Annotated in this window: 22 protein-coding genes; 6 read left to right on the forward strand and 16 right to left on the reverse strand. The window is 71.9% G+C overall.

What is annotated here, in order from left to right; translation table 11 throughout:
* On the forward strand, positions 1–1,680 hold the full coding sequence (locus tag ACZ5UI_RS01290) for a sulfatase-like hydrolase/transferase (protein ID WP_464193413.1): 1,680 nt from the start codon (positions 1–3) through the stop codon (positions 1,678–1,680).
* Here ACZ5UI_RS01290 and ACZ5UI_RS01295 read toward each other — a convergent pair.
* From ACZ5UI_RS01295 to ACZ5UI_RS01305, 3 genes are all read right to left on the reverse strand, one after another.
* Positions 1,677–2,615: an IS481 family transposase gene (locus tag ACZ5UI_RS01295; protein WP_464188931.1), complete on the reverse strand. Its 939-nt coding sequence runs from the start codon at positions 2,613–2,615 to the stop codon at positions 1,677–1,679. The two genes, ACZ5UI_RS01290 and ACZ5UI_RS01295, sit on opposite strands and share 4 nt — an antisense overlap.
* A 400-nt stretch (positions 2,616–3,015) precedes the next feature.
* A complete protein-coding gene (locus ACZ5UI_RS01300) occupies positions 3,016–3,453 on the reverse strand; it encodes a cupin domain-containing protein (protein WP_464193415.1) in 438 nt (145 codons plus the stop codon).
* On the reverse strand, positions 3,453–4,349 hold the full coding sequence (locus tag ACZ5UI_RS01305) for a VOC family protein (protein ID WP_464193417.1): 897 nt from the start codon (positions 4,347–4,349) through the stop codon (positions 3,453–3,455). Before ACZ5UI_RS01305 ends, ACZ5UI_RS01300 begins: the two co-directional genes overlap by 1 nt.
* Before the next feature lie 64 nt (positions 4,350–4,413).
* On the opposite strand from ACZ5UI_RS01305, the gene ACZ5UI_RS01310 reads away from it, so the two are divergent.
* A complete protein-coding gene (locus ACZ5UI_RS01310) occupies positions 4,414–4,878 on the forward strand; it encodes a MarR family winged helix-turn-helix transcriptional regulator (protein ID WP_464193420.1) in 465 nt (154 codons plus the stop codon).
* Here the strand turns inward: ACZ5UI_RS01310 and ACZ5UI_RS01315 are convergent.
* The gene (locus ACZ5UI_RS01315; RefSeq protein ID WP_464193422.1) at positions 4,875–6,164 is read right to left on the reverse strand and encodes a calcium-binding protein; all 1,290 of its coding nucleotides are present in this window, start codon (positions 6,162–6,164) and stop codon (positions 4,875–4,877) included. The genes ACZ5UI_RS01310 and ACZ5UI_RS01315 overlap by 4 nt on opposite strands.
* A gap of 100 nt (positions 6,165–6,264) precedes the next feature.
* Between ACZ5UI_RS01315 and ACZ5UI_RS01320 the strand changes: the two genes are divergently transcribed.
* Together ACZ5UI_RS01320 and tgt are read left to right on the forward strand one after the other, a co-directional pair.
* On the forward strand, positions 6,265–6,660 hold the full coding sequence (locus tag ACZ5UI_RS01320; protein ID WP_464193425.1) for an Hsp20/alpha crystallin family protein: 396 nt from the start codon (positions 6,265–6,267) through the stop codon (positions 6,658–6,660).
* Positions 6,661–6,670: 10 nt separating this feature from the next.
* The gene (tgt, locus tag ACZ5UI_RS01325) at positions 6,671–7,888 is read left to right on the forward strand and encodes a tRNA guanosine(34) transglycosylase Tgt (protein WP_464193427.1); all 1,218 of its coding nucleotides are present in this window, start codon (positions 6,671–6,673) and stop codon (positions 7,886–7,888) included.
* Here tgt and ACZ5UI_RS01330 read toward each other — a convergent pair.
* The 7 genes from ACZ5UI_RS01330 to ACZ5UI_RS01360 are packed head-to-tail and all read right to left on the reverse strand — an operon-like array spanning position 7,785 to position 15,435.
* The gene (locus ACZ5UI_RS01330; RefSeq protein WP_464193431.1) at positions 7,785–9,329 is read right to left on the reverse strand and encodes a WS/DGAT/MGAT family O-acyltransferase; all 1,545 of its coding nucleotides are present in this window, start codon (positions 9,327–9,329) and stop codon (positions 7,785–7,787) included. The two genes, tgt and ACZ5UI_RS01330, sit on opposite strands and share 104 nt — an antisense overlap.
* Positions 9,330–9,365: 36 nt before the next feature.
* Positions 9,366–10,229 (reverse strand): SDR family oxidoreductase, encoded by an 864-nt coding sequence (locus ACZ5UI_RS01335; protein WP_464193434.1) that lies wholly within the window; start codon positions 10,227–10,229, stop codon positions 9,366–9,368.
* Positions 10,230–10,266: 37 nt separating this feature from the next.
* Positions 10,267–11,520 (reverse strand): protein kinase domain-containing protein, encoded by a 1,254-nt coding sequence (locus ACZ5UI_RS01340; RefSeq protein ID WP_464193436.1) that lies wholly within the window; start codon positions 11,518–11,520, stop codon positions 10,267–10,269.
* The gene (locus ACZ5UI_RS01345) at positions 11,517–12,083 is read right to left on the reverse strand and encodes a hypothetical protein (protein WP_464193438.1); all 567 of its coding nucleotides are present in this window, start codon (positions 12,081–12,083) and stop codon (positions 11,517–11,519) included. The genes ACZ5UI_RS01340 and ACZ5UI_RS01345 overlap by 4 nt, the downstream gene beginning before the upstream one ends.
* Before the next feature lie 2 nt (positions 12,084–12,085).
* The gene (locus ACZ5UI_RS01350; protein WP_464193440.1) at positions 12,086–12,817 is read right to left on the reverse strand and encodes a metallophosphoesterase family protein; all 732 of its coding nucleotides are present in this window, start codon (positions 12,815–12,817) and stop codon (positions 12,086–12,088) included.
* A 27-nt stretch (positions 12,818–12,844) separates the two neighbouring features.
* A complete protein-coding gene (locus tag ACZ5UI_RS01355; RefSeq protein WP_464193442.1) occupies positions 12,845–15,064 on the reverse strand; it encodes a putative bifunctional diguanylate cyclase/phosphodiesterase in 2,220 nt (739 codons plus the stop codon).
* Positions 15,065–15,120: 56 nt separating this feature from the next.
* Complete coding sequence (locus tag ACZ5UI_RS01360; protein WP_464193444.1) at positions 15,121–15,435, reverse strand: DUF3467 domain-containing protein; 315 nt, start codon at positions 15,433–15,435, stop codon at positions 15,121–15,123.
* A 19-nt stretch (positions 15,436–15,454) separates the two neighbouring features.
* Between ACZ5UI_RS01360 and ACZ5UI_RS01365 the strand changes: the two genes are divergently transcribed.
* Positions 15,455–15,862 carry a 23S rRNA (pseudouridine(1915)-N(3))-methyltransferase RlmH gene (locus ACZ5UI_RS01365; RefSeq protein ID WP_464193446.1) on the forward strand — a complete coding sequence of 136 codons (408 nt, stop codon included), beginning with the start codon at positions 15,455–15,457 and terminating at the stop codon, positions 15,860–15,862.
* A gap of 5 nt (positions 15,863–15,867) precedes the next feature.
* Entirely contained in the window at positions 15,868–17,457 is a 1,590-nt protein-coding gene (locus tag ACZ5UI_RS01370) for an arginine--tRNA ligase (protein WP_464193448.1), read from the forward strand.
* On the opposite strand, the gene ACZ5UI_RS01375 is transcribed toward ACZ5UI_RS01370, so the two are convergent.
* Genes ACZ5UI_RS01375 through ACZ5UI_RS01395 form a run of 5 tightly spaced genes read right to left on the reverse strand, consistent with a single transcriptional unit; the run spans position 17,435 to position 20,012 of the window.
* The gene (locus tag ACZ5UI_RS01375; RefSeq protein WP_464193451.1) at positions 17,435–17,902 is read right to left on the reverse strand and encodes an SRPBCC family protein; all 468 of its coding nucleotides are present in this window, start codon (positions 17,900–17,902) and stop codon (positions 17,435–17,437) included. The genes ACZ5UI_RS01370 and ACZ5UI_RS01375 overlap by 23 nt on opposite strands.
* A gap of 6 nt (positions 17,903–17,908) precedes the next feature.
* Complete coding sequence (locus ACZ5UI_RS01380) at positions 17,909–18,217, reverse strand: DUF6281 family protein (RefSeq protein ID WP_464193453.1); 309 nt, start codon at positions 18,215–18,217, stop codon at positions 17,909–17,911.
* Between the two features lie 12 nt (positions 18,218–18,229).
* A complete protein-coding gene (locus tag ACZ5UI_RS01385) occupies positions 18,230–18,982 on the reverse strand; it encodes a cytochrome c biogenesis CcdA family protein (protein ID WP_464193455.1) in 753 nt (250 codons plus the stop codon).
* On the reverse strand, positions 18,982–19,470 hold the full coding sequence (locus ACZ5UI_RS01390; protein WP_464193457.1) for a cytochrome c-type biogenesis protein: 489 nt from the start codon (positions 19,468–19,470) through the stop codon (positions 18,982–18,984). Before ACZ5UI_RS01390 ends, ACZ5UI_RS01385 begins: the two co-directional genes overlap by 1 nt.
* Positions 19,467–20,012: a TlpA family protein disulfide reductase gene (locus ACZ5UI_RS01395; RefSeq protein ID WP_464193460.1), complete on the reverse strand. Its 546-nt coding sequence runs from the start codon at positions 20,010–20,012 to the stop codon at positions 19,467–19,469. Before ACZ5UI_RS01395 ends, ACZ5UI_RS01390 begins: the two co-directional genes overlap by 4 nt.
* Between the last annotated feature and the right edge of the window lie 12 nt (positions 20,013–20,024).

Here is a 20,024-nt window from a genome sequence, read left to right on the forward strand (position 1 = left end):
ATGACCACCACCCGCCGGGACTTCGTCGCCAGCGCGGCGAAGACCGGCCTGGCGCTCGGGGCGGTGGCCGCCGCGCCGAGCCTGATGCGCACCGCCGCGGCCCGCGCCGCGACGCCCCGCGGGGGCCTGAACATCCTGCTGGTCATGGTCGACCAGATGCGCACGCCGTGGGTGTACCTGCCCCCGCGACTGCAGCGTGCGGCGCTGCCCTCGATCACCAAGCTCGGCGACGAGGGCGTGCGCTTCTCCAACTACTTCACGGCCTCCAACGACTGCACGCCGTCGCGCACGACGCAGGCCACGGGCCTGTACACGCACCAGACGGCGATCTTCGCCACCACGCCGCCGACCGACCTGAACCCCGGCTTCCCGACGTGGGGCACGATGCTGCGCCAGAACGGCTACGACACGTACTGGTTCGGCAAGTGGCACATGTCGGGCGCGCAGAACGGCGGCTGTGAGCCCGATCCGTACGAGGCCTACGGCTTCACCGCCAACTGGCCGGGCTCGGGCACCTGCCCGTCGCCCAACGGCGGCGCCGGCCAGGGCCTGATGATGGACCCGCTGATCCGCGGCCAGTTCACCGACTGGCTGGCCAGCCGGGCCGCCGGCGGCAACCCGTGGGCGGCGACGGTCAGCTTCGTCAACCCGCACGACATCGCCTGGTATCCGCGCTACTCGCGCAAGGTCGAGGGCGAGAACGACGCGCGCCGCATCTTCTCGCACCTGCCGGGCAACTTCGAGACGCGAGCGGGCCGGGCCGAGCGCGGCAAGCCCGAGATGCAGTACCGGGCCATGCAGATCGCCAACGAGCTGTTCGGCGTGATGCCCGACAACCGCCAGACGCAGCGGCAGTGGACGGAGATGCTCGACACCTACCTGTCGATGCAGAACGACGTCGACATCCAGATCGGCTTGGTCCTCAGCGCGCTGGCCAAGTCGCCGTTCGCCGACAACACGATCGTGGTGTTCACCTCCGACCACGGCGAGTACGCCGGCGCCCACGGCATGCGCGGCAAGGGCTTCGCCTTCTACGACGAGGGCGTCCGGGTCCCGCTGATCGTCAAGGACCCGACCGGCGGTTGGACGGCCGGCGCCGGAAGCGAGCGCCAGCAGCTGCTCTCCAGCGTCGACCTGGCTCCGCTGATGCTGACCCTGGCCACCGGCGGCGACGACTGGCGGGGCAACTCGACCTACGCGCAGATCGCCGGGCGCGCGGACATCGGCGCGATCGCCAGCAACCCGAAGGCGCCCGGGCGCGCCTACATCGCCCACGGCACCGACGAGCCGGGCACCAGCCCCGAGGTGCCGACCACGCAGCAGGCCCGGCCCGCGCCGTTCCACATCACCGGCGTGCGCACGCCGCACGGCAAGATCGCCCGCTACGCCTTCTGGAAGGACGGCTCCAGCACGATCGACGAGTCCAAGCCGATCCAGTCGGAGGCCTACGACTACGACACCAAGCGCGGCCGGATGGAGATCGACAACATCTACGACCGCAAGGGCACGACGCGGTCGGAGAAGGCCCTGGTCAAGCGGCTGTCCGCGGTGCTCGACACGGCGATGACCGAGGAGATCGAGGCGCCCCTGCCGGCGCCGCTGCAGCCCGTGCAGCAGCAGGCCTACACGACGTGGTTCTCGTTGCCGCCGTCGGACTTCACGCGCGAGACGGACAACTAGCTGTCCTGCTCGCGGACTTGCTGAACGCGGGTGATGGGTGGTCGGCCGCCGGCGGCTGAGTGTGGGCGTTGGCGGTTGTAGAAGCGGATGAACGATGACAGGGCGCGGTCGCGTTGGGTGCTGTTGGGCCAAACGCGGCTGTGGGCCCATTCGGTGTCCAGGGTTTGCCAGAAGCGCTCGATCTTGCCGTTCCAGCGGGGGGTGTAGGGCGGCGTGAGGATGTGGCGGGCACCGAGCTGGTGCAGTGTTTGGGCGAACTGGTGGCTCTCGGAGTAGCACTTGGCGTTGTCACTCATCACCGCCTGGACGGGGCCGCAGCCTTGTTCTGCCATCCAGGCCGCGGCGCGCTTGAGCGTGGCTGAGACGGTGTGTTTGTTCTCGGCTGCGTGCAGCTCGCAGTAGGCCAGGCGGGTGTGGTCGTCGATCACTCCGATGACCACCGTCTTGCCCGCCCCGCGCGAGCGCTGGGCCTGGGAGCGATCACCGGTCGCCCAATGCCCGGGCTCATCGAACTTCGCTGCCGAGAACGCGTCGATGTGCAACAAGGCGCCGGCTTGGGTCCACTCATAGCGCTTGCCAACGGTCGCCCGCTCGCTGCGGCGTCGGCGGCTGACGCCGTGGCGCCTGAGCACCTTCCAGTTCGTCGAGCGGTGACGGCCGGTCAAGAACGCCAGGCGCATCGGCCCCCAGTTCGTGCGTTGGCGCGCGTCGAGGATCTCGCGCTCCTGGGCCGCCGTCAGCGCCCAAGGACACGACAGCGGAACCGGCCGCCTCGGCGCCAAGCACGAGAAATCTGCCCTCTCGGCCTCGCTGGCTTGGCCGAACCGGTCACACATCGTCTTGACCGTGGTTGGCGAACACCCGACCGCCGCGGCGATCTGCCGCAACGACTCGCCCGCCTGGCGGCGGCGGACCATCTCGATCCTCGCCGCCATCGCATAGCGACATCTACGGTCTGTCATGTGTCCGGTCCCTTCTTGGGCTGTGGTGGGTCGCACCTCTCAGCCTCCGGTCGGGGCCGGACACATCCATCAAATACGCGGCCCTGCCCTGTTCAGCAGGTCCGTGAGCAGCTCAACTAGCGCGCGCGAGCCGGACCTCATCGCTGCCCGCCGTCGAGTGGCGACTTGGACCCGCTGGGCGGGTCCAACTCGCCACTCGGCCGGGAATCGCGCCGGAAAGGAAGGCGGCGGCCCGCTGGCTCCGGACTGGGTCAGGGTCGTATGGGGAGCCGGCGGACCGCCGCGGTTGCGTCCTAGGGGAGGATGCGCAGGACGCATCCTGCGCCCTGCGCCTCAAGCCGAAGTCAAGATCGCGTGAAGGTGCACAAAGAGGTCACACGGCGGGTCCGCCGCCCAGCTCGGGCGGCAGTGCCTTGGGACCGTCCGGATACATGAAGGCGAGCAGCTCGGGCGTCATGGCCAGCGTGTTGGCCGCCTCGATGGGCGCGCCCGCGACCAGCCAGAGCGCGTCGGCCTCGGTGTCGTTGAACACCTGACGCACGGTGTCGGGCTCCACCAGCAGCGACGACAGCGGCGCCAGCGTGAGCAACTCGTCGTCGACCCGGATGCGACCCGTGCCCTCCAGCACCACATACAGCTCGGTCTGTGCCTGATGACGGTGCCGCGTGGAGGCCTGGCCCGGTGTCAGGCGCCACAGCCGGCAGGCGAGCGTCGTCGCCTGCAGCTGCCCGGCCAGATCCGTGTTCTGCACGCCCATCTGGTTGGACGGGCGCCAGAAGGCGTCGGCGGCGGGCAGGACCCGGTGGGCCATCAGCCGCCGCGGGGGTTGACCAGGGGCGTGAGCGCCTGCTCGAGCTGGGCGCGGCGGGCCTCGTACTGGGGCGGCAGCTGGAGGGCCTGGCCGAGCGTCTCGCGGGGCTCGTCGACGTCGAAGCCGATGTCGCGCGTGGCCAGCTCGAACAGGACGCCGCTGGGCTCGCGGAAGTAGACCGAGTGGAAGTACTGGCGGTCGATGATGGGGGTGGGGTGGGCGCCGGCCTGCGCGGCGGCGGTGCGCAGGAGCTCGAGCTCGGCGTCGTCGGCGGCCGACCAGGCGACGTGGTGGACGGTCCCCGCCGACTGGATGCCCGGCTGGTCGGGCGCGGGGTCGTAGTGGAGCGTCGCGCGGCGCTCGGCGCCGGCCAGCTCCCAGGCGTCGTCGTCGCCCTCGCCGGTGCGCGTGAACCCGAGCCGCTCCAGCAGCGCCACGGACCGGTCGACGCGGTCGCTGTAGGCGCGCACGCCGTGGAAGCCCTGCAGGGCGAACTCGGGCGGGATGCCCTCGGCCGCCGCGGTCAGCGGGCGATCGGGCACCTCGGCCACGAACAGCTCGTGCTCCAGGCCCTCGGGATCGGCGAAGACGACGCCGTCGATGCCCAGCCGCTCCTGCCAGAAGGCCAGCGCCTCGCGCGAGCCCACCCGCCAGACGATCCGGTGGACCATCCCGGCGCCCGCGCGGCCCGGCCGCGCGGCCGGGAACTCGAAGAACGTGAGGATCGAGCCCGGCGTGCCGACCTCGTCGCCGAAGTACAGGTGGTAGACGTCCGGCGAGTCGAAGTTGACGGTCTTCTTGACCAGCCGCAGCCCGAGCCGCGACGCGTAGAAGTCGACGTTGCCCTGGGCGTCGCCGGTGATCGCCGTGACGTGGTGGAGGCCTTCGAGCGCCATAGTTGCGGCTACAATCAATCCTCGGTCTTTGCTACGGTCGTTGCGCCGCGAAGGACCGTACCTGATGACGCCCCAACCGGTCACTCCCACGCTCCTCACCCCGCGCGAGCTCCGCGCGTGGCGCGGCCTGCTGCGCGTGCACGCCACGCTGGTCAAGGCGTTGGACGCCGAGCTCGAGCGCGCGCACGGCCTGAGCCTGACCTCCTACGAGGTCCTGCTGTACCTCAACGACTCGCCCGAAGGCCGCCTGCGGATGCACGATCTGGCCACCAGCGTGCTGCTCAGTCGCAGCGGCCTGACGCGCCTGGCCGACCGCCTGGCCCGGGATGGCTTCATCGAGCGCGAGGCGTGCGAATCCGACGCGCGCGGCTCGTTCGCGGTGATCACCCCGGCCGGGCGCGAGAAGCTCGCCGCCGCGCGCGTCACGCACCTGGACGGCGTCCGTCGCCACTTCCTGGCGCACCTCGACGACGACGCGCAGGACCAGCTCGGCGACGTGTGGGAGCGCGTGCTCCCCTCCTCCGTCTAGAGCTTCGGCAGGGCGAGCGTCAGGGCGGTGAGGACGCCGAACTCGACGCGCACGACCGTCGGGCGGCCATGCGCGGCGATCCGTCGGCCCGTCGGCGTCAGCACGAACCGCAGCTGCTTGTCGGACGCCTTGATCGGTGCGGCGACGCGGCCCAGCACCGTCTTCCCGTCGGCGGCCACGAGCTCCGGGCGACCCTGGAACCCGTGCTTGGCCAGCACGAGCGAGCGGGACGTCGCCGCCAGCGGCGGCAGCTCCAGCGACCAGCCGTCGCCGGGGGAGACGTCCTCGCAGTCGACCGGCAGGACGTCCTGCGCTCCGGCGAACGTCACGACGTCCCGGCCGGTGCCGCACCGGACGCGGTCCTTGCGTCCGTCCTCGACGGTGTAGGGGATCAGCTCGATGTCGCCCGGGTCGATGATCTCGTGCCCCAGGTTGATGAGGTCGTTGCCGGGCCCGCCGTCGACGCGATCGCGGGTGCCCGGGCTCTCGGCGTCGGGCCGCTCGCCCCACAGCTCGTCGTTGCCGCCGGCGCCTCGGACGAAGTCGTCGCCCGGTCCGCCGGCCAGGAGGTTGGGCCCGTCGTCGCCGACGAGCTCGTCATCGCCGCGCCCGCCCTGCACCTCGGCGAACGAGGCGAGGGTGTCGGTGCCGATCCCGGTGCCGGTCGCCCGCCGGGCGGCCAGGTCGACGTGGATGTCGTCGCGCTGGCCGGTGTAGGCCAGGACGTTGCGTCCGCTGCCCCCGTCGAGCATGTCGTCGCCGGCCACCGCCTCGGTGCCAATCAGCCGGTCGTCGCCGTCGCCGCCGAGCACGCGGTCGGCCCCGTCGCCACCGATCAGCGTCTCGGCCCGCTCCCCGCCCGTGAGCACGTCGTCGCCGCTGCCGCCGTCGATCTGGAGGTAGTCGAGCCGGGTGGTCCCCAGCGCGCCGACCGTCGCGGTGTCGTTCGCGTCACCCAGGTCCACGGAGAGCTGCAGCGCCAGCGGGCAGGTCACCGACGTCGCGTTGACCGGGGTGCACTGCCCGGCACCGGCGCCGTCGCGAGGCGCGATCGGCTGGATCGTCGCGCCGATGTCGCTGATCAGCAGCTGGTCGCCGAGGCGGGCGACCGTGAAGCGGTTGGCCTCACCGGGCGCGGCGACGTAGCCGATGGCCACGCCGTCGGGGATCAGCCCGGGCATGTGGCCCTCGGTGTGACCGACCGTGGTCAGCTGGACGGTGGCGGCGTGGGCGCCCGCCGGGAGGGCGGCGAAGGCCAACGCGACGAGGAGGAGCATCCGATGCATGGCGGCGCATCCTGCCCGCGCCGCCGCCTGATTTCCAGAGAAGTGTCGGCAACTCGACACAACGGGTCTCCAGGCACTCGTTCGCTGGGAGCCGGTGTCCGTGAACCGGCTCTCCAACAACCTCTTCGACACCCCGACCGGCTCGGCCGCCGTCGCCGCCCGCCGCTGGGTCCCCGCGATGGACCTGGCCGAGACGCCCGACGCCTACGTGCTGCGCGCCGACCTTCCCGGTCTCGCGCCCGAGGACGTCTCGATCGAGCTCGAGAACCGCGTGCTCTCCATCTCCGGTGAGCGCAAGGCCGAGCAGCTGGGCGAGGGCGCCGGCTACCGCCGCGTCGAGCGCTCGTCCGGCGCGTTCCGCCGCACGCTGACGCTGCCCGCCGGCGTCGACGCCGAGGCGATCACCGCCGCCTTCGACAACGGCGTGCTGACCGTGACGGTCCCCAAGCCCGTCGCCGCCAAGCCGCACCGCGTCGAGATCGCCGTCGAGTCCTAGTCTCAGGGCCGTGTCGGCCCTCGAGATCCTTCAGCGCGACCCCGGCTCGCAGGCGCGGGCCGGGGTCCTGCACACCGCGCACGGCGACGTGCGCACGCCCGCCTTCGTGCCCCTGGCCACGAAGGCCACCGTCAAGGGCCTCGAGCCCCGCGACGTGACCGAGCTCGGCTACGACATGGTGCTGGGCAACACCTTCCACCTGTTCCTGGACCCGGGCGCCGAGCGCATCCGCCACTTCGGCGGCCTGCACCGCTTCATGCGCTGGGACGGGCCGATCATCACCGACTCCGGCGGCTTCCAGGTGTTCAGCATGGGCCACGGCACCGTCTCGGACGAGATCAAGGGCCGCGCCTCGCACGGCGCCGAGCGCGCCGGCGGCGTCACGTCGATCACCGAAGAGGGCGTCACCTTCAAGTCCTACATCGACGGCAGCGCGAGGTTCATGGCGCCCGAGACGTCGATGGAGGTCCAGGCCGCGCTCGGGTCCGACCTCGCGCTCGTGTTCGACGAGTGCACGCCCTTCCACGCGACGAAGGACTACACGGCCCGCTCCACCGAGCGCACCCATCGCTGGCTGCAGCGCTGCCTGGACTGGCACGCGGCCCACGGCCCCGACGGCCAGCTGGTCTACGGCATCGTCCAGGGCGGCGTGCACGAGGACCTGCGCCGCGAGTCGACCGAGATCGTGGCCAAGGCCGCGGTCGACGGCGTGGCCATCGGCGGCTCGCTGGGGGAGACCAAGGCGCAGATGCACGAGGTCACGGCGTGGTCGACCGACACGCTGGACCGCGTCGCGCCGGACAAGCCGCGCCACCTGCTCGGCATCGGCGAGATCGACGACCTGATCCGCGGCGTCGAGATCGGCATCGACCACTTCGACTGCGCGATGCCCACGCGCATCGGCCGCCACGGCATGGCCATCGTCCCCGATCCCGACAAGCGCTGGCGCGTGGACCTGACCAACGCACGCCACAAGGACGCCGACGAGCCGATCATGGACGACTGCCCGTGCCCGACCTGCGCGGCCGGCTTCAGCCGCGGCTACCTGCGCTACCTGATCAAGGCGCACGAGCTGACCGGCATGCGCCTGGTCACGCTCCACAACCTGGCCTTCGTGCAGCGGCTCATGACCGACCTGCGCGAGGCGATCCTGGCCGGGACCCTGGCCGAGACCGCGGCGGCGCTCCGTTGCGGCGCGTCGCCTGGGGTCGCTCGAACCGCGGGCTGAGCTCCGACAGAGCGGTCAGCTCGTCGCGCAGCCCGGAGATCATCGGCCACGGGTCGTCGATCATCTCGCGGTCGACGACGATGCCGAAGTCGAGGTGGCCGACGTAGCTCATGACGGTGATGTTCAGGCCCACGCCGTCGGCGATCACCGACACCGGGTAGTGCGCCTCCAGGCGGGCGCCCGCGCAGAACAGCGGGAACTGCGGTCCGGGGACGTTGGAGATGACCAGGTTGACCGGCGAGCGCGTGCTGGCCATCACCGACAGCGTCGTGCGCGCGGCCATCGCGGCCACGGCGGGCGGGATGAAGCGCGTCGCGTCCGTCAGCAGGTCGGCGGGCAGCGCCTTGTGGCGATCCTTGGCGGTCAGCAGCGTGTCGTGCGTGCGCTCCAGGCGCCGCGCGGTGTCCGGCTCGTCGGTGGCGATCGGCACGACCATCACCGACACGCGGTTGCCGAACGTGCCGAACTGCTCCTTGGTGCGCACCGACACCGGCACCATCGCGATCAGCGGCTCGGCGGGCAGCGCGTCGCGCTCCAGCAGCCAGCGCCGGACCATGCCGGTGCAGATCGAGACGACCACGTCGTTGACGGTGAAGCCGAACTGGTCCTTGATCTGCTTGACGGTGTCCAGCGGCAGCTGGCCGAACGCGAAGCGCCGGTGGGGCGAGATCGCGCCGTTGAACGGCGTCGACGGCGCCGCCTGGGTGGCGAACTCGAGCACGTCGCGGTCGGGGACGCCCGGGATCACGCGCTGCGCGATGCGGCTCAGCGTGCCGAAGCCGGGGATGTCGCGCGTGCCGGGCATGGCCTGCAGGTAGGGCAGCGTGGCCGGGGCGGCGCGCAGCGCCTTCAGCGGCTGCAGCGGGATGCCGGCGGCCGCGCGTCCGAGCAGCTCCAGGTCGGACGGGATCCGCTCGCCCAGCTTCCCCGACGGCTCGGTGGGCACGTCGTCGCGGCCCTCCGGGCTGACGTCGAGCAGCGCCGAGAGGATCTCGGCGCCCGAGACGCCGTCGACCACCGCGTGGTGGATCTTCGTGAGCATCCCGACGCGGCCGTGGGACAGGCCGTGGATCAGGTACAGCTCCCACAGCGGGCGCGAGCGGTCCAGCGGGCGGGCGACGATCCGCGCGACCTGCTCGGCCAGCTTCTCGTCGTCGGCGCCGGGCGGCAGGGCCAGCTCGCGCACGTGGAAGTCGATGTCGAAGTCGGCGTCCTCGATCCAGTACGGATGGTCGAGCCCGAGCGGCACGGTGCGCAGCTTCCAGCGCATCGGCGGCAGCAGCGTCAGACGCTCGCTGACCAGCTTGCACAGGTCGGCCAGCTCCAGCGTGCCGTTGGCCTTGCTCGACGGATCGAGGATGGCCAGCCCCGAGACGTGCCCCACCATCCGAGGGCTCTCGATGTTCAGGAACTGCGCGTCCAGGCTGGTGAGCTGGCGCATGGCGGACCTTCCTCTCTCCAGAGTCCGCGGCGGACCCTACTGCTGCGGGGGTGCCAGTGCACCTGAACCCGGACCCTTCGGGTTGGACTCGGTCTCGCGGATCGATTCGCGGACCTGCTTCAGACGCGGGGCGATGCGGTTGGCCAGCGGGTTGATGACCCCGCGCAGGACGAGCATCGGACCGAGCTGCCGCGGCGCGTAGAGGATCCGGGCGCGCCGCTCGATGCCCGAGACGATCGCGTTGACGGCGACCGGCAGGGGCGCCGCGCCCTGGGTGATCTTGCTGCGCTGCGCGCCGGCGTGGCTGTCGACCTCGCGGACCATGTCGGTGTCGATGAACAGGAAGTACGCGCAGCCGACCGCCGTGCCCTTGGGCGCCAGCTCCACCCGCAGGCAGTCGGCGAAGGCCTCGACCGCGGCCTTGCTGGCGGAGTACGGGGCCATCATCGGCAGGTGCATCACCGCGGCGCCCGACGAGATCGGGAGGATGTACCCCTTGCGCGCGATGACGTGCGGCAGCGTCGCGTGGATCGTGTGGTAGACGCCCATCAGGTTGACGTCGATCGTCTTGGCGAACGCCTCGGGTGGCAGCGTGGTGACCGTGCCCACCGGCGCGACCCCGGCGTTGGCGATGACCACGTCGATGCCGCCGAAGCGCTCGACGGTGCCGGCGACCGCGGCGTCGAGCGCCGCGCGGTCGGTCACGTCGGCCTCGAACCAGGCGGCGTCCGGACCGAGCTCCGTGGCCAGCTCGGCCAGCAGCTCGGGCTCCAGGCCGACGAGCGAGAGGCGGGCGCCACGAGCCGCCAGCTCGCGCGCGGTACCCGCGCCGATGCCGCGCGCGGCCCCCGTGATGAGCACGACCTTGCCGGCGATGGGATAGCTGATGGCGCGAGGCATGCGCCTGACCCTACCCGATTGGTACCGGTCGGTACCGCTACTGCTGGTTGTCGCTGATCAGCTGCTTCATCGACTCGACCGAGCGATCGACCGAGTCGTAGACGACGTCGCGCAGCTGGACGCGCTGGCTGTCGCTCATCGACGTGACGATCGCGATGCCCACGCCCGCGGCGATCAGGGCGATGATCAGCAGGATCGCGAACAGGCGCGCGGTGCGCCGGCCCTTGCGCGGCGCGGCGGCGGCCTCGCTGGCCCGGCGCGTGGGGGCGGCCGGCGGTGGGGGCGGCGGCTGGCGGCGGCGGGGCACCGGCTGGCGGCGCGAGACGACCTGGTGCTCGTTCGTCGCGTCCCAGGCCGGGGGCGGCTCGGCGTAGGGGTCCTGCAGGATCGACGTCGCGCTGGTCGCGTCGATCGCGCGCGTCGCCGCGGTGCGCTCCACGTCGTCGTCGTACTCGAAGGCCTCGGCGGCGCGATCCAGCTCGTCGCCCATCTCGCGGGCGCTGGTGTAGCGGTCGCGCGGGTCGATCGACAGGGCCTTGGCCACGGCGCGGGCCAGCGTGGCGCCCACGTCCGGGCGCGCCTGGTCCAGGCGTTCGGGCGCCTCGCGCTGCTGCTTGAGCACGAGCTCGGACAGCGACGCGGCCTCGTAGGGCAGCCGGCCGGCCAGGCACTGGTAGGTCACCACGCCCAGCGAGTACAGGTCGGCGGCGGGGCCGGCCTCCTCGCCCGCCGCCTGCTCGGGCGACAGGTAGGCGGCGGTGCCGAGCACGGAGCCGACCTGGGTGATCGACGACTGCTCGGTCGCCCGGGCGATGCCGAAGTCGGCGAGCTTGACGATGCCCTCCGGGGTGCGCAGCAGGTTGCCGGGCTTGACGTCGCGGTGGACGATGCCCTGGCGGTGGGCGTAGTCGAGGCCGTGGCAGGCCTGGATGACGATCGACAACGTCTCGTCCACGCCCAGTCGGCCCCCACCCACCCGATCTCTCAGGATCTGGGCGACCGACTGGCCCGGCACGTACTCCATGACGATGTAGTGGCGGCCGGTGGCCTCGTCCAGGCCCGAGTCGAACACCTGCACGACGTTGGGGTGCACGAGCCGCGCGGCGGCCAGCGCCTCGCGCTGGAAGCGCGACACGAAAGTGGGGTCGTCGGCCAGGTGCTCGGCCAGCAGCTTCACCGCGACCTGGCGCTCCAGCCGGGTGTCCATGGCCAGGTGCACCGTGGACATTCCGCCCAGGCCCAGGCGGCCCTCCATCCGGTAGCGCCCCGCGATCTCGATGCCCTGGTTCATGGCGTCGTTCCCGGCTCGGCGCCGCCGACGCCGGGGTCGGTCCCGGGGATCGTCGCGCCGCCCGGCGGCTCCGTCGAGGTCGTCTCCGGCGGCGGGATCGTCGGCGTCGTCTCCGGCGTCGTCGGCACGGTCGGCGTCGTCTCGGGCGTCGTCTCGGTCGTCTGCGTCTGCGTCGGCGTGGTCTCGACCGTCTGCGTCTCGGTCGTGGTCGTCTCGACGGTCTGCGTCTGGGTGGTCTGCTTGGCGTCGCGGCGCTGGAAGCACTCGTCCGGAGCGATCGCGGCCAGGTTGTTCACGCCCTCCTGCAGGCGCGCCCGCAGGCCCGAGTCCACCTGGCGGGAGAGGTCGTTGATCTGGGTCTGCAGCGCGGCCACCTGATTGTCTACCCCGGAGCAGCGCCCACGGTTCACCGAGCTCTGGATCGTGTCGAGCTGGTCGATCATCGTCGCGGCCGGCCCGTCGGGGATCAGGTCGTCGTCGCTGCCCGAGCCGCCGCAGGCCATCAGAACGGCGCAGGCGGCACCGAGCAGCAGGGCTGCGAGCAGGGGAAACGCACGGCGCACGGTCATTGACCGTAGCTGAGCCGGTCGGCCAGGGAGTCCGGCAGCCGGGCCGATCGGATCGCCGCCTGGGCCTTGCCGATGTCGTACGGCACCCGTCGCCAGGCGGCCGTGCGGGCGTCCAGATCGAGCAGCACCCAGGCCGCCCGCGGGTCGCCGTCGCGCGGCTGCCCGACCGAGCCGGGGTTGATCAGCCACTCGCCCTCGGACAGGTCCAGCTCGTCGTCGCCACGGCGCGGCTCGCCGGTGGCCAGCTCGCCCTCGCGGCGCACGAACGACAGCGCCACATGGCTGTGGCCGACCGCGCAGATGCGGTGCGGCTGGACGTCGAGGCACAGCTCGGCCAGCAGGGCCGACAGCACGTACTCCCAGATCGGGTCGCGCGGGCTGGCGTGGTAGAGCCCGATCGAGCGGTCGACGTCCTGGGGCAGGAGCCGGCGCAGCCAGTCGACGTTGGCCGGCTCCATCACCTCCTGCGTCCAGCGCGCGGCGATCTCCGCGCCGCGGGAGAACTCGCTCAGCGACAGCGCGCCGGTGACCGCCAGGTCGTGGTTGCCGGCCAGGCAGATCGTCGCGCTCTCGCGCACCAGCTCGACACAGGCGTCGGGCTCGGCGCCGTAGCCGACCAGGTCACCCAGGCACCACGTCTCGTCGGCCCGCGTGCGATCGATGTCGTCCAGGACGGCCTCGAGGGCTTGGCGATTGCCGTGGATATCGGAGATGAGCGCGACCTGCATGGGGCGTATCGCACCATGTTTCGGTCGTCAGACGGCCTGTTCCTCCAACGCGGCCGCCTCTTGGCGGCGGGCGGCCAGCCACGTTTCCAGCTCGGCGGCGGGCAGCGGACGTGACAGGAGATACCCCTGGGCGCTGCTGCAGCCGGCCACCACCAGCTGGCCCCAGGCCCGCGGCGTCTCGACGCCCTCGGCCACGACGCTCACGCCGAGGTCGTGCCCGAGCAGCGCCAGCGCGCGCACGATCGCGGCCGAGCCGGCGTCGTCGCGGTCGAGGCCGAGCACGAACGAGCGGTCGATCTTCAGCTCGTCGACGGGCAGGCGCACGAGGTGCTCCAGCGAGGCGTGGCCGGTGCCGAAGTCGTCCAGCGAGACGCGGCAGCCCAGCGTGCGCAGCTCGGCCAGCGTGGCGATCACGCGCTCGGGCTGGGCCATCACGGTGTTCTCGGTGATCTCGAGCTTCAGCCAGGACCCGTCGAGGTGCTCGCCGTCCAGCAGCTGCGCGATCTCGGTGGCCAACGTGCTGTCGACGAGGTCGGCGGTCGACAGGTTGACGGCGATCGGGACGCCGCGGCCCGAGCGCTGCCACTCGGCGGCCTGGGCGATCGCGGTGCGCAGCACCTCGCGCCCGATGCGGCGCATCAGGCCGGCGCCCTCGGCCGCGGGCAGGAAGGCGGCCGGGGGCAGCAGGCCGCGCGTGGGATGCCGCCAGCGCACCAGCGCCTCGACGGACTCGACGACCTCGGTGCGCAGGCAGGCCTGCGGCTGGTAGTGCAGCTCGATGCCGCCCGCCCCGTCGAGCGCCTGGCGCAGCTCGCCGACCAGCTCGAGCTTGTCGCGGGAGTGCTCGTCGCGCGAGGCGTCGTAGCGCTCGACGTCGGTCCCGTCGCCCTTGGCCTGGTACATCGCCACGTCGGCGCGCTGCAGCAGCTGGGCCACGCTCATCCCGTCCTCGGGATAGGTGGCGATGCCCACGCTGGCGTCGACGTGGATGCCCAGGTCGCCGATCGCGAACGGCGCGTGCAGCGCGTCCTGCAGCCGGCGGGCGACCTGCCGGGCCCCGGCGCTCCCGGCCCCGGGGCAGAGCACGGCGAACTCGTCGCCGCCCAGGCGGGCCAGCGTGTCGGCCGGGCGCAGCGCGCCGGCCAGCCGCGGGCCCAGCTCGGCCAGCAGCCGGTCGCCCGAGGCGTGGCCGAGCGTGTCGTTGAGCTCCTTGAAGCGGTCCAGGTCCAGCATCAGCACCGCGGCGGGCCGGCCCGGGTGACGCTCCAGCTGACGTTCGATGGCCACGTAGAAGCCGCGGCGGTTGACCAGGCCGGTGAGCTCGTCCGTGCGCGCCTGGCGGCGCGTCTCGGGCAGCGAGCGGATCGCCCGGTAGGCCTGGCCGGCGCGGAAGGCCGACAGCACGAGGGAGGCGACGGCCAGCCACAGGCCGACGGGCGGGATCGGGGTGAAGTTGCCGGCCACGATCAGGCCGAGCGCGGCCAGGAAGAGCGCGAACGGCCAGGGCAGGCGCGTGGAGACCGTGGTCGAGGCCGACGGCAGCGGGCGCGAACGCAGCCACGGGGCCATCCCCAGGATCAGCGGCGCGACGGTGTAGGCGGCCTCGCCCCAGGCCGACTCGAGGTTCCCGTTCAGCGCCCACAGCAGGTCGCCGACCGCGTAGGCCAGCAGCGACAGGCCGATGGCGATCCAGTCCCGGCCGGGCGACCAGCGCGCGACGGTGAACAGCGCCACCACCACGCAGATCAGCAGGATGTCCAGGATCGGGAAGCTCAGCGCCGCCAGATCCTGGTTGGGCAGCTGGGGGACGATCAGGCTGGCGCTGATGGCGCCCGCGGCCAGGACGCCCGAGGCGATGTCCATGGCCACGACCGCGGGCAGGCGCGGAACCCGATGGCGCAGCTCCAGCCACAGGAACGCGAGGCCCGCCGGGTAGATCGGCAGGAAGATGACCGAGGCGTCATCGGCGCGGTCGAACACCCACTGCCACAGGACGGTGGCCACCGCCCACCACAGCAGCCCGACGGCCAGGATCGTCCAGCGCGTCTCGCCGTGGCGCACGACGCGGGCGCCCCACAGGAGGCTGATCCCGCCGACCAGCGGGACGAGCGTGGCCACCCAGTCGACCCAGACGGACGTGGCCAGGTCGGTCTGCGGGCCGAGGCCCATCGCGTGCAGGACGGACCCGGCGGCCAGCAGCCAGCTGATCAGCAGGAGGGCCCGCAGGGACCTGGGAAAGGAGCCCATACCTCCTGTATCGGCGGCTGAGCCGCGCGATTGAACGTCTCAGTTCGGCGCTTGGGTCAGGCGGGGCCCGACGGCTCGTTGCCGCCGAACTCGGGGAGGTTCTTGATCCCCTCGCGGGTCTGCCACTTGGAGTAGTTGTCCTCCATGGCGTCGATCAGCTCCCGCATGAAGCGCGGCGACAGGTTCACGCGCGAGACGACCACGCCGGGGATCTCGTCGTCCTCGACCTCGTGGTCGACGCGCGCAAACGTCACCGTGAACTCGTAGTCGCTGTGGCTGACGTTCGCGAAGTTCGCGTAGACGCCGGCCATGATCTCCGGAGAGAAGTGGATGTTGATGTGCCGCTCGGGGCCCTGGTCGTCGCCTGCCATGCGCTTAGCATCCCACTTCGTGCGACTCATCGTCTTGTCCGTCGGGCGCCTGCGGCCGCCGTACGTCGATGACGTGCAGCACTACAAGAAGCTGCTGGCCCGCCACGCCCGCCTCGAGCTGATCGAGGTGCGCGAGGACGAGCGGGTGGCCAAGCGCATCCCGGATCGCACGTTCGTGTCGCTGCTGCACCGCGAGGGCGAGGTGTTCGACTCGCTGCGCTTCGCCCGCTTCCTGGAGGACCGCCGGCAGTCCGGGCGCGACCTGTGCTTCGTGATCGGCGGGCCGGTCGGCCTGGAGCTCGACAACGTCGACCATCGCTTCTCGCTCGGGCCGCTGACGCTGCCCCACCAGCTGGCCCGTGTCGTGCTCCTCGAGCAGCTCCTGCGGGGCCACAAGATCCTCGCGGGCGAGCCGTACCATCTGTAGGACCGATGACCGGTCCCCTGTCCGACCTCCACGCCGCCGTGCTCGACGCCGCCACCGCGCTGGCCGACGCGCCGCCCCGGTCGGAGCCGACGCTCGAGCGGCCGCGCAAGGCGGGCTTCGGCGACCTGTCGACCAACGCGGCGATGCTGCTGGCTCCGATCCTCAAGGCGCCGCCGCGTGACGTGGCCGACCGGCTCGGCGTGGCGCTCAGCGGCGCGCTCGGCGACCGGCTGGAGCGCGTCGAGGTCGCGGGGCCCGGCTTCCTGAACCTGTTCCTGGGCGACGCCTGGTTCGTCGACGCCCTGCGGGGCGTGCTCCACGCGGGCGACGGCTTCGGTGGCGGGGGGGCGGATCCGATCCTGAAGGTGGACGACGAGTTCGTCTCGGCCAACCCGACCGGGCCCGTGCACATCGGTCACGCGCGCAACGCGGCGATCGGCGACGCGCTGGGACGGATCTTCGCCTTCCACGGCCACGACGTGACCCGCGAGTACTACGTCAACGACTACGGCTCGCAGGTCGTGCGCTTCGCCGAGTCGGTGCGGGCGCGGGCCCGCGGCGAGGACGTCCCCGAGGGCGGCTACCCGGGCGAGTACGTGGCCGAGCTGGCCCCGTTGGACGACGGGCAGATCTCGTTGGACGAGCTGGGCGCCAAGGCCGTCGCCGCGATGCTCGAGAACATCGCGGCCACGCTGACCCGCTTCCGGGTCGAGCCGTTCGACGTGTGGTTCTCGGAGCGCTCGCTGCACCCGGACAAGGTCGAGCACGCGCTCGACGTGCTGCGCGAGCAGGGCAACACCTACGAGCACGACGGCGCGCTGTGGTGTCGCACGACGACGTTCGGCGACGACAAGGACCGCGTGCTCGTGCGCTCGACCGGCGAGCACACCTACTTCACGTCGGACATCGGTTACATGCAGGACAAGCGCGAGCGCGGTTTCGACCAGATGCTCTACGTGCTCGGCGCCGACCACCACGGCTACATCAAGCGGCTGAAGGCGGCCTTCCAGGCGCTCGGTGGCGATCCCGACCAGCTCGACATCCTGACGATGCAGTTCGTCAACCTGCCCGAGGGCAAGATGAGCAAGCGGGCCGGCACGATCGTCTCGCTGGACGACCTGCTCGACGAGATCGGCGTCGACGCCGCGCGCTGGTACCTGCTGGCCCGCTCGTACGACACGACGATCGAGCTCGACCTCGACCTGGCCGTGCGCGAGTCGGCCGACAACCCCGTCTACTACGTCCAGTACGCCCACGCGCGGATCGCCGGGGTGCTGACCAAGGCGGGCGTCGACGAGGCCGCGGTCGGCGCGTTCCCCGAGCGCTCGCTGCCGCTGGAGCCGGGCGAGCGCGCGCTGATCATGCGGCTGCTGGCCTTCCCGGGCGAGGTGGCCGAGGCGGCCGAGCGGCGCGCGCCGCACCGGATCGCCACCTACGCGCTCGAGCTGGCCCAGGACTTCACCGCCTTCTACCGCGACTGCCGCGTGGTCGGCTCCGAGGTCGAGGACTTCCGCCTTGCGCTGTGCGTCGCCAGCAAGCGGACGATCGCGCGGGCCCTGGGCCTGCTCGGCGTCAGCGCGCCCGACTCGATGTAGTCAGCGCCCCGAGGCGCTCGGCCAGCCGGCCGTAGTCGGCCCGGAACTGCTTCTCGAGCATCCGCTTGAACAGCGGCTGGGCCAGGCGGAACGGGTAGGGCAGGTTGCCGTGCAGCAGGACCTCGAGGTGCGTCGTGCCGGGGGTCGCCCCGGGCGCGAACGTGTGGGTCACGTCGATCGGCAGCGGGCCGTCGACGATGTGCAGGTCGAACCGCTGGCCCAGCTCGTAGGCCACCACCTCGACGGTCGCGGTCACCGTGCGGCTGCCCACCGGCGCCTTGCGGGTCTCGGTCAGGCGCGTGCCCAGCTTCAGCGGCGGCGGCGGGTCGGCGACGACCGACACGGTGTTCGTCTGCCACTCGGCCAGCCGGTTGGGCGCCGTCACGTAGGCGAAGGCCAACGGCGGCGGCGCGGGCAGCTCGAAGAGCATGGCGATCCGCAGCACGGGTCCTCAGGGCTGCGGCTGGTAGATGATCCCGGGCTGATCCTCGACGCCGACGCCGTCGCTTGGATCGGTGCCCACGAGCCGGACGACCGTCACGTCGTAGTCGTCATGGTCGGGGCCCTTGGTGCACCCGGGCTTGGTGCCGGTGCCCAGCACAGCGCCCTGCTGGACGGACTCGTCCTTGAGGTTCGCCCGGTAGCTCGTGCCCTGGTAGGTGACGCTGTCCGGGCAGGTGCCGTCCTTCCCACCGCTGCTGCTACCGCAGCCGCCGGCCAGAAGGGCGATCGCGACCGCCGCACCCAGGAGCCCTCGCATCGCTCCGGGACGTTACAGCGAGTAGATGAAGTCCAGCCCCAGGTCGCCGAGCAGCCGTTGCGCGTCGGCGTTCAGGCGGGTCAGCTCCTGGGTGAAGATCAGGATGCCCATGACGATCAGGATCGCGCCGGAGACGGCGGTGATGATCAGGTAGTGGTCGCGCACCCAGCGCCAGGCGCTGGTCATGCGGTCGAAGGCCAGCGCGGTGAGCAGGAACGGCACGGCCAGGCCCGCGCTGTAGAAGGCGAGCAGCACGCCGCCGTGGCCGACCGAGTCGCTGGTCGCGGCGGCGGCCAGGATCGAGGCCAGCGTCGGGCCGATGCAGGGCGTCCAGGCCAGCGCGAAGGCGGCGCCGGCGATCAGCGGGCCGCCGCTGCCGGCGCGGCGGATGAGCGCGTCGGGACGCCATTCCTTGTTCAGGCGCGGGACGAACGGCGTGGCCAGGAAGAAGATGCCCATCGCGATGATCAGGCCGCCGGCGATCTTGTCGAGCAGGTCGCGGTGGTCGTTGAGCGTCTGGCCCAGGCCGGTCGCGCTCATGCCCAGCGCGACGAACATCACGGTGAAGGCCAGGCAGAACACGATCGCCGGCCACAGCACGCTGGCCGTGGTGTGGTCCTTCTCGCGCAGCTCGACGATCGAGACGCCGCTGACCGCGGACAGGTAGCCGGGCACCAGCGGCAGCACACAGGGGGAGATGAACGAGACGAACCCGACGGCGAAGGCGGCGAGGATCGTGGTGTCGGGAGCCGCCTGGGCCAGCATCAGCGGTAGCGCGCGAGGTCGTCCTCGAGGCGCTGCTCTTCCTCGGCGTCCAGCGGGGCGGGGGCGTCGTCCTCGGCGTCGGGCCCGTTCTCGCCCGCCCTGCGCCGGGCGCGCCAGCGCGGGACGACGACGGCCAGGCCGCCGAGCGCGGCCAGCAAGAGCAGCAGCGGCACGAGCCAGGTCGCGGTCGCGATGCCGCCGCCGGTCGGGTCGGCCAGCACGCTCTCGCCGTACTCGGTGACCAGGCGGGCCTTGATCTGGTCCTTGGTCAGGCCCTCGTCGATCAGGTCCTGGATGAACGAGCGCTCGCGCTCGGCCTGGGGCGCCTCGGCGATGTTCAGCGGGACGCCGCAGACGACGCACATGACCTCGTCGGAGATGTCGGTGACCGACGTCTTGGGCTCGGCGGCCAGCGCGGTCGTGGCCAGCGCGAGCGTCGCCAGGGCGAGCGCGGCCAGCAGCGCCACGATGCGCCGCCGCGCGCTCATGACCGCAGCGCCTCGTCGATCCAGCCGTCGAGCTTCTGCTCGTCGATCGTGCCCCGCGAGAGCGCGACGATCTTCCCGTTGCGGTCGATCACGAAGGTCTCGGGCAGGGCGCGCGTGCCGTAGTCCTGGGCCAGCTTGCCGTCGACGTCGCGGATCGACGGGTAGGTCAGGCCGAACTTCTTGATGAAGGCCTTCGAGTCGCCCGACTGGTCGCGGTAGGTCACGCCCAGCACGGTGCCGTCGCCGGAGGCCTCCAGGCGCTTCTGCGCCTTCTCCAGGGCCGGCGCCTCGTCCTTGCACGGCTCGCACCAGGAGGCCCAGAAGTTCAGGACGACGACCTTGCCCTTGTAGGCGGCCAGCGAGCTCGTGCCCTCGCCGTCGAGCACGGGCAGATCGCGGGCGGGCGCCGTTGGCAGCTCCCGCTTGGAGACGGCTTCGTCGAGCGTCTTGTCGTCGCTCTTGGAGGCGACGCCATAGACGAGGAGACCGACGAGCGCGGCGACTGCGAGGATCGCCACGAACGGCACAGCAGAGCGCTTCATCCCGGCTCAGAG

It is taken from the genome of Conexibacter sp. JCM 18997 (genome assembly GCF_055391915.1).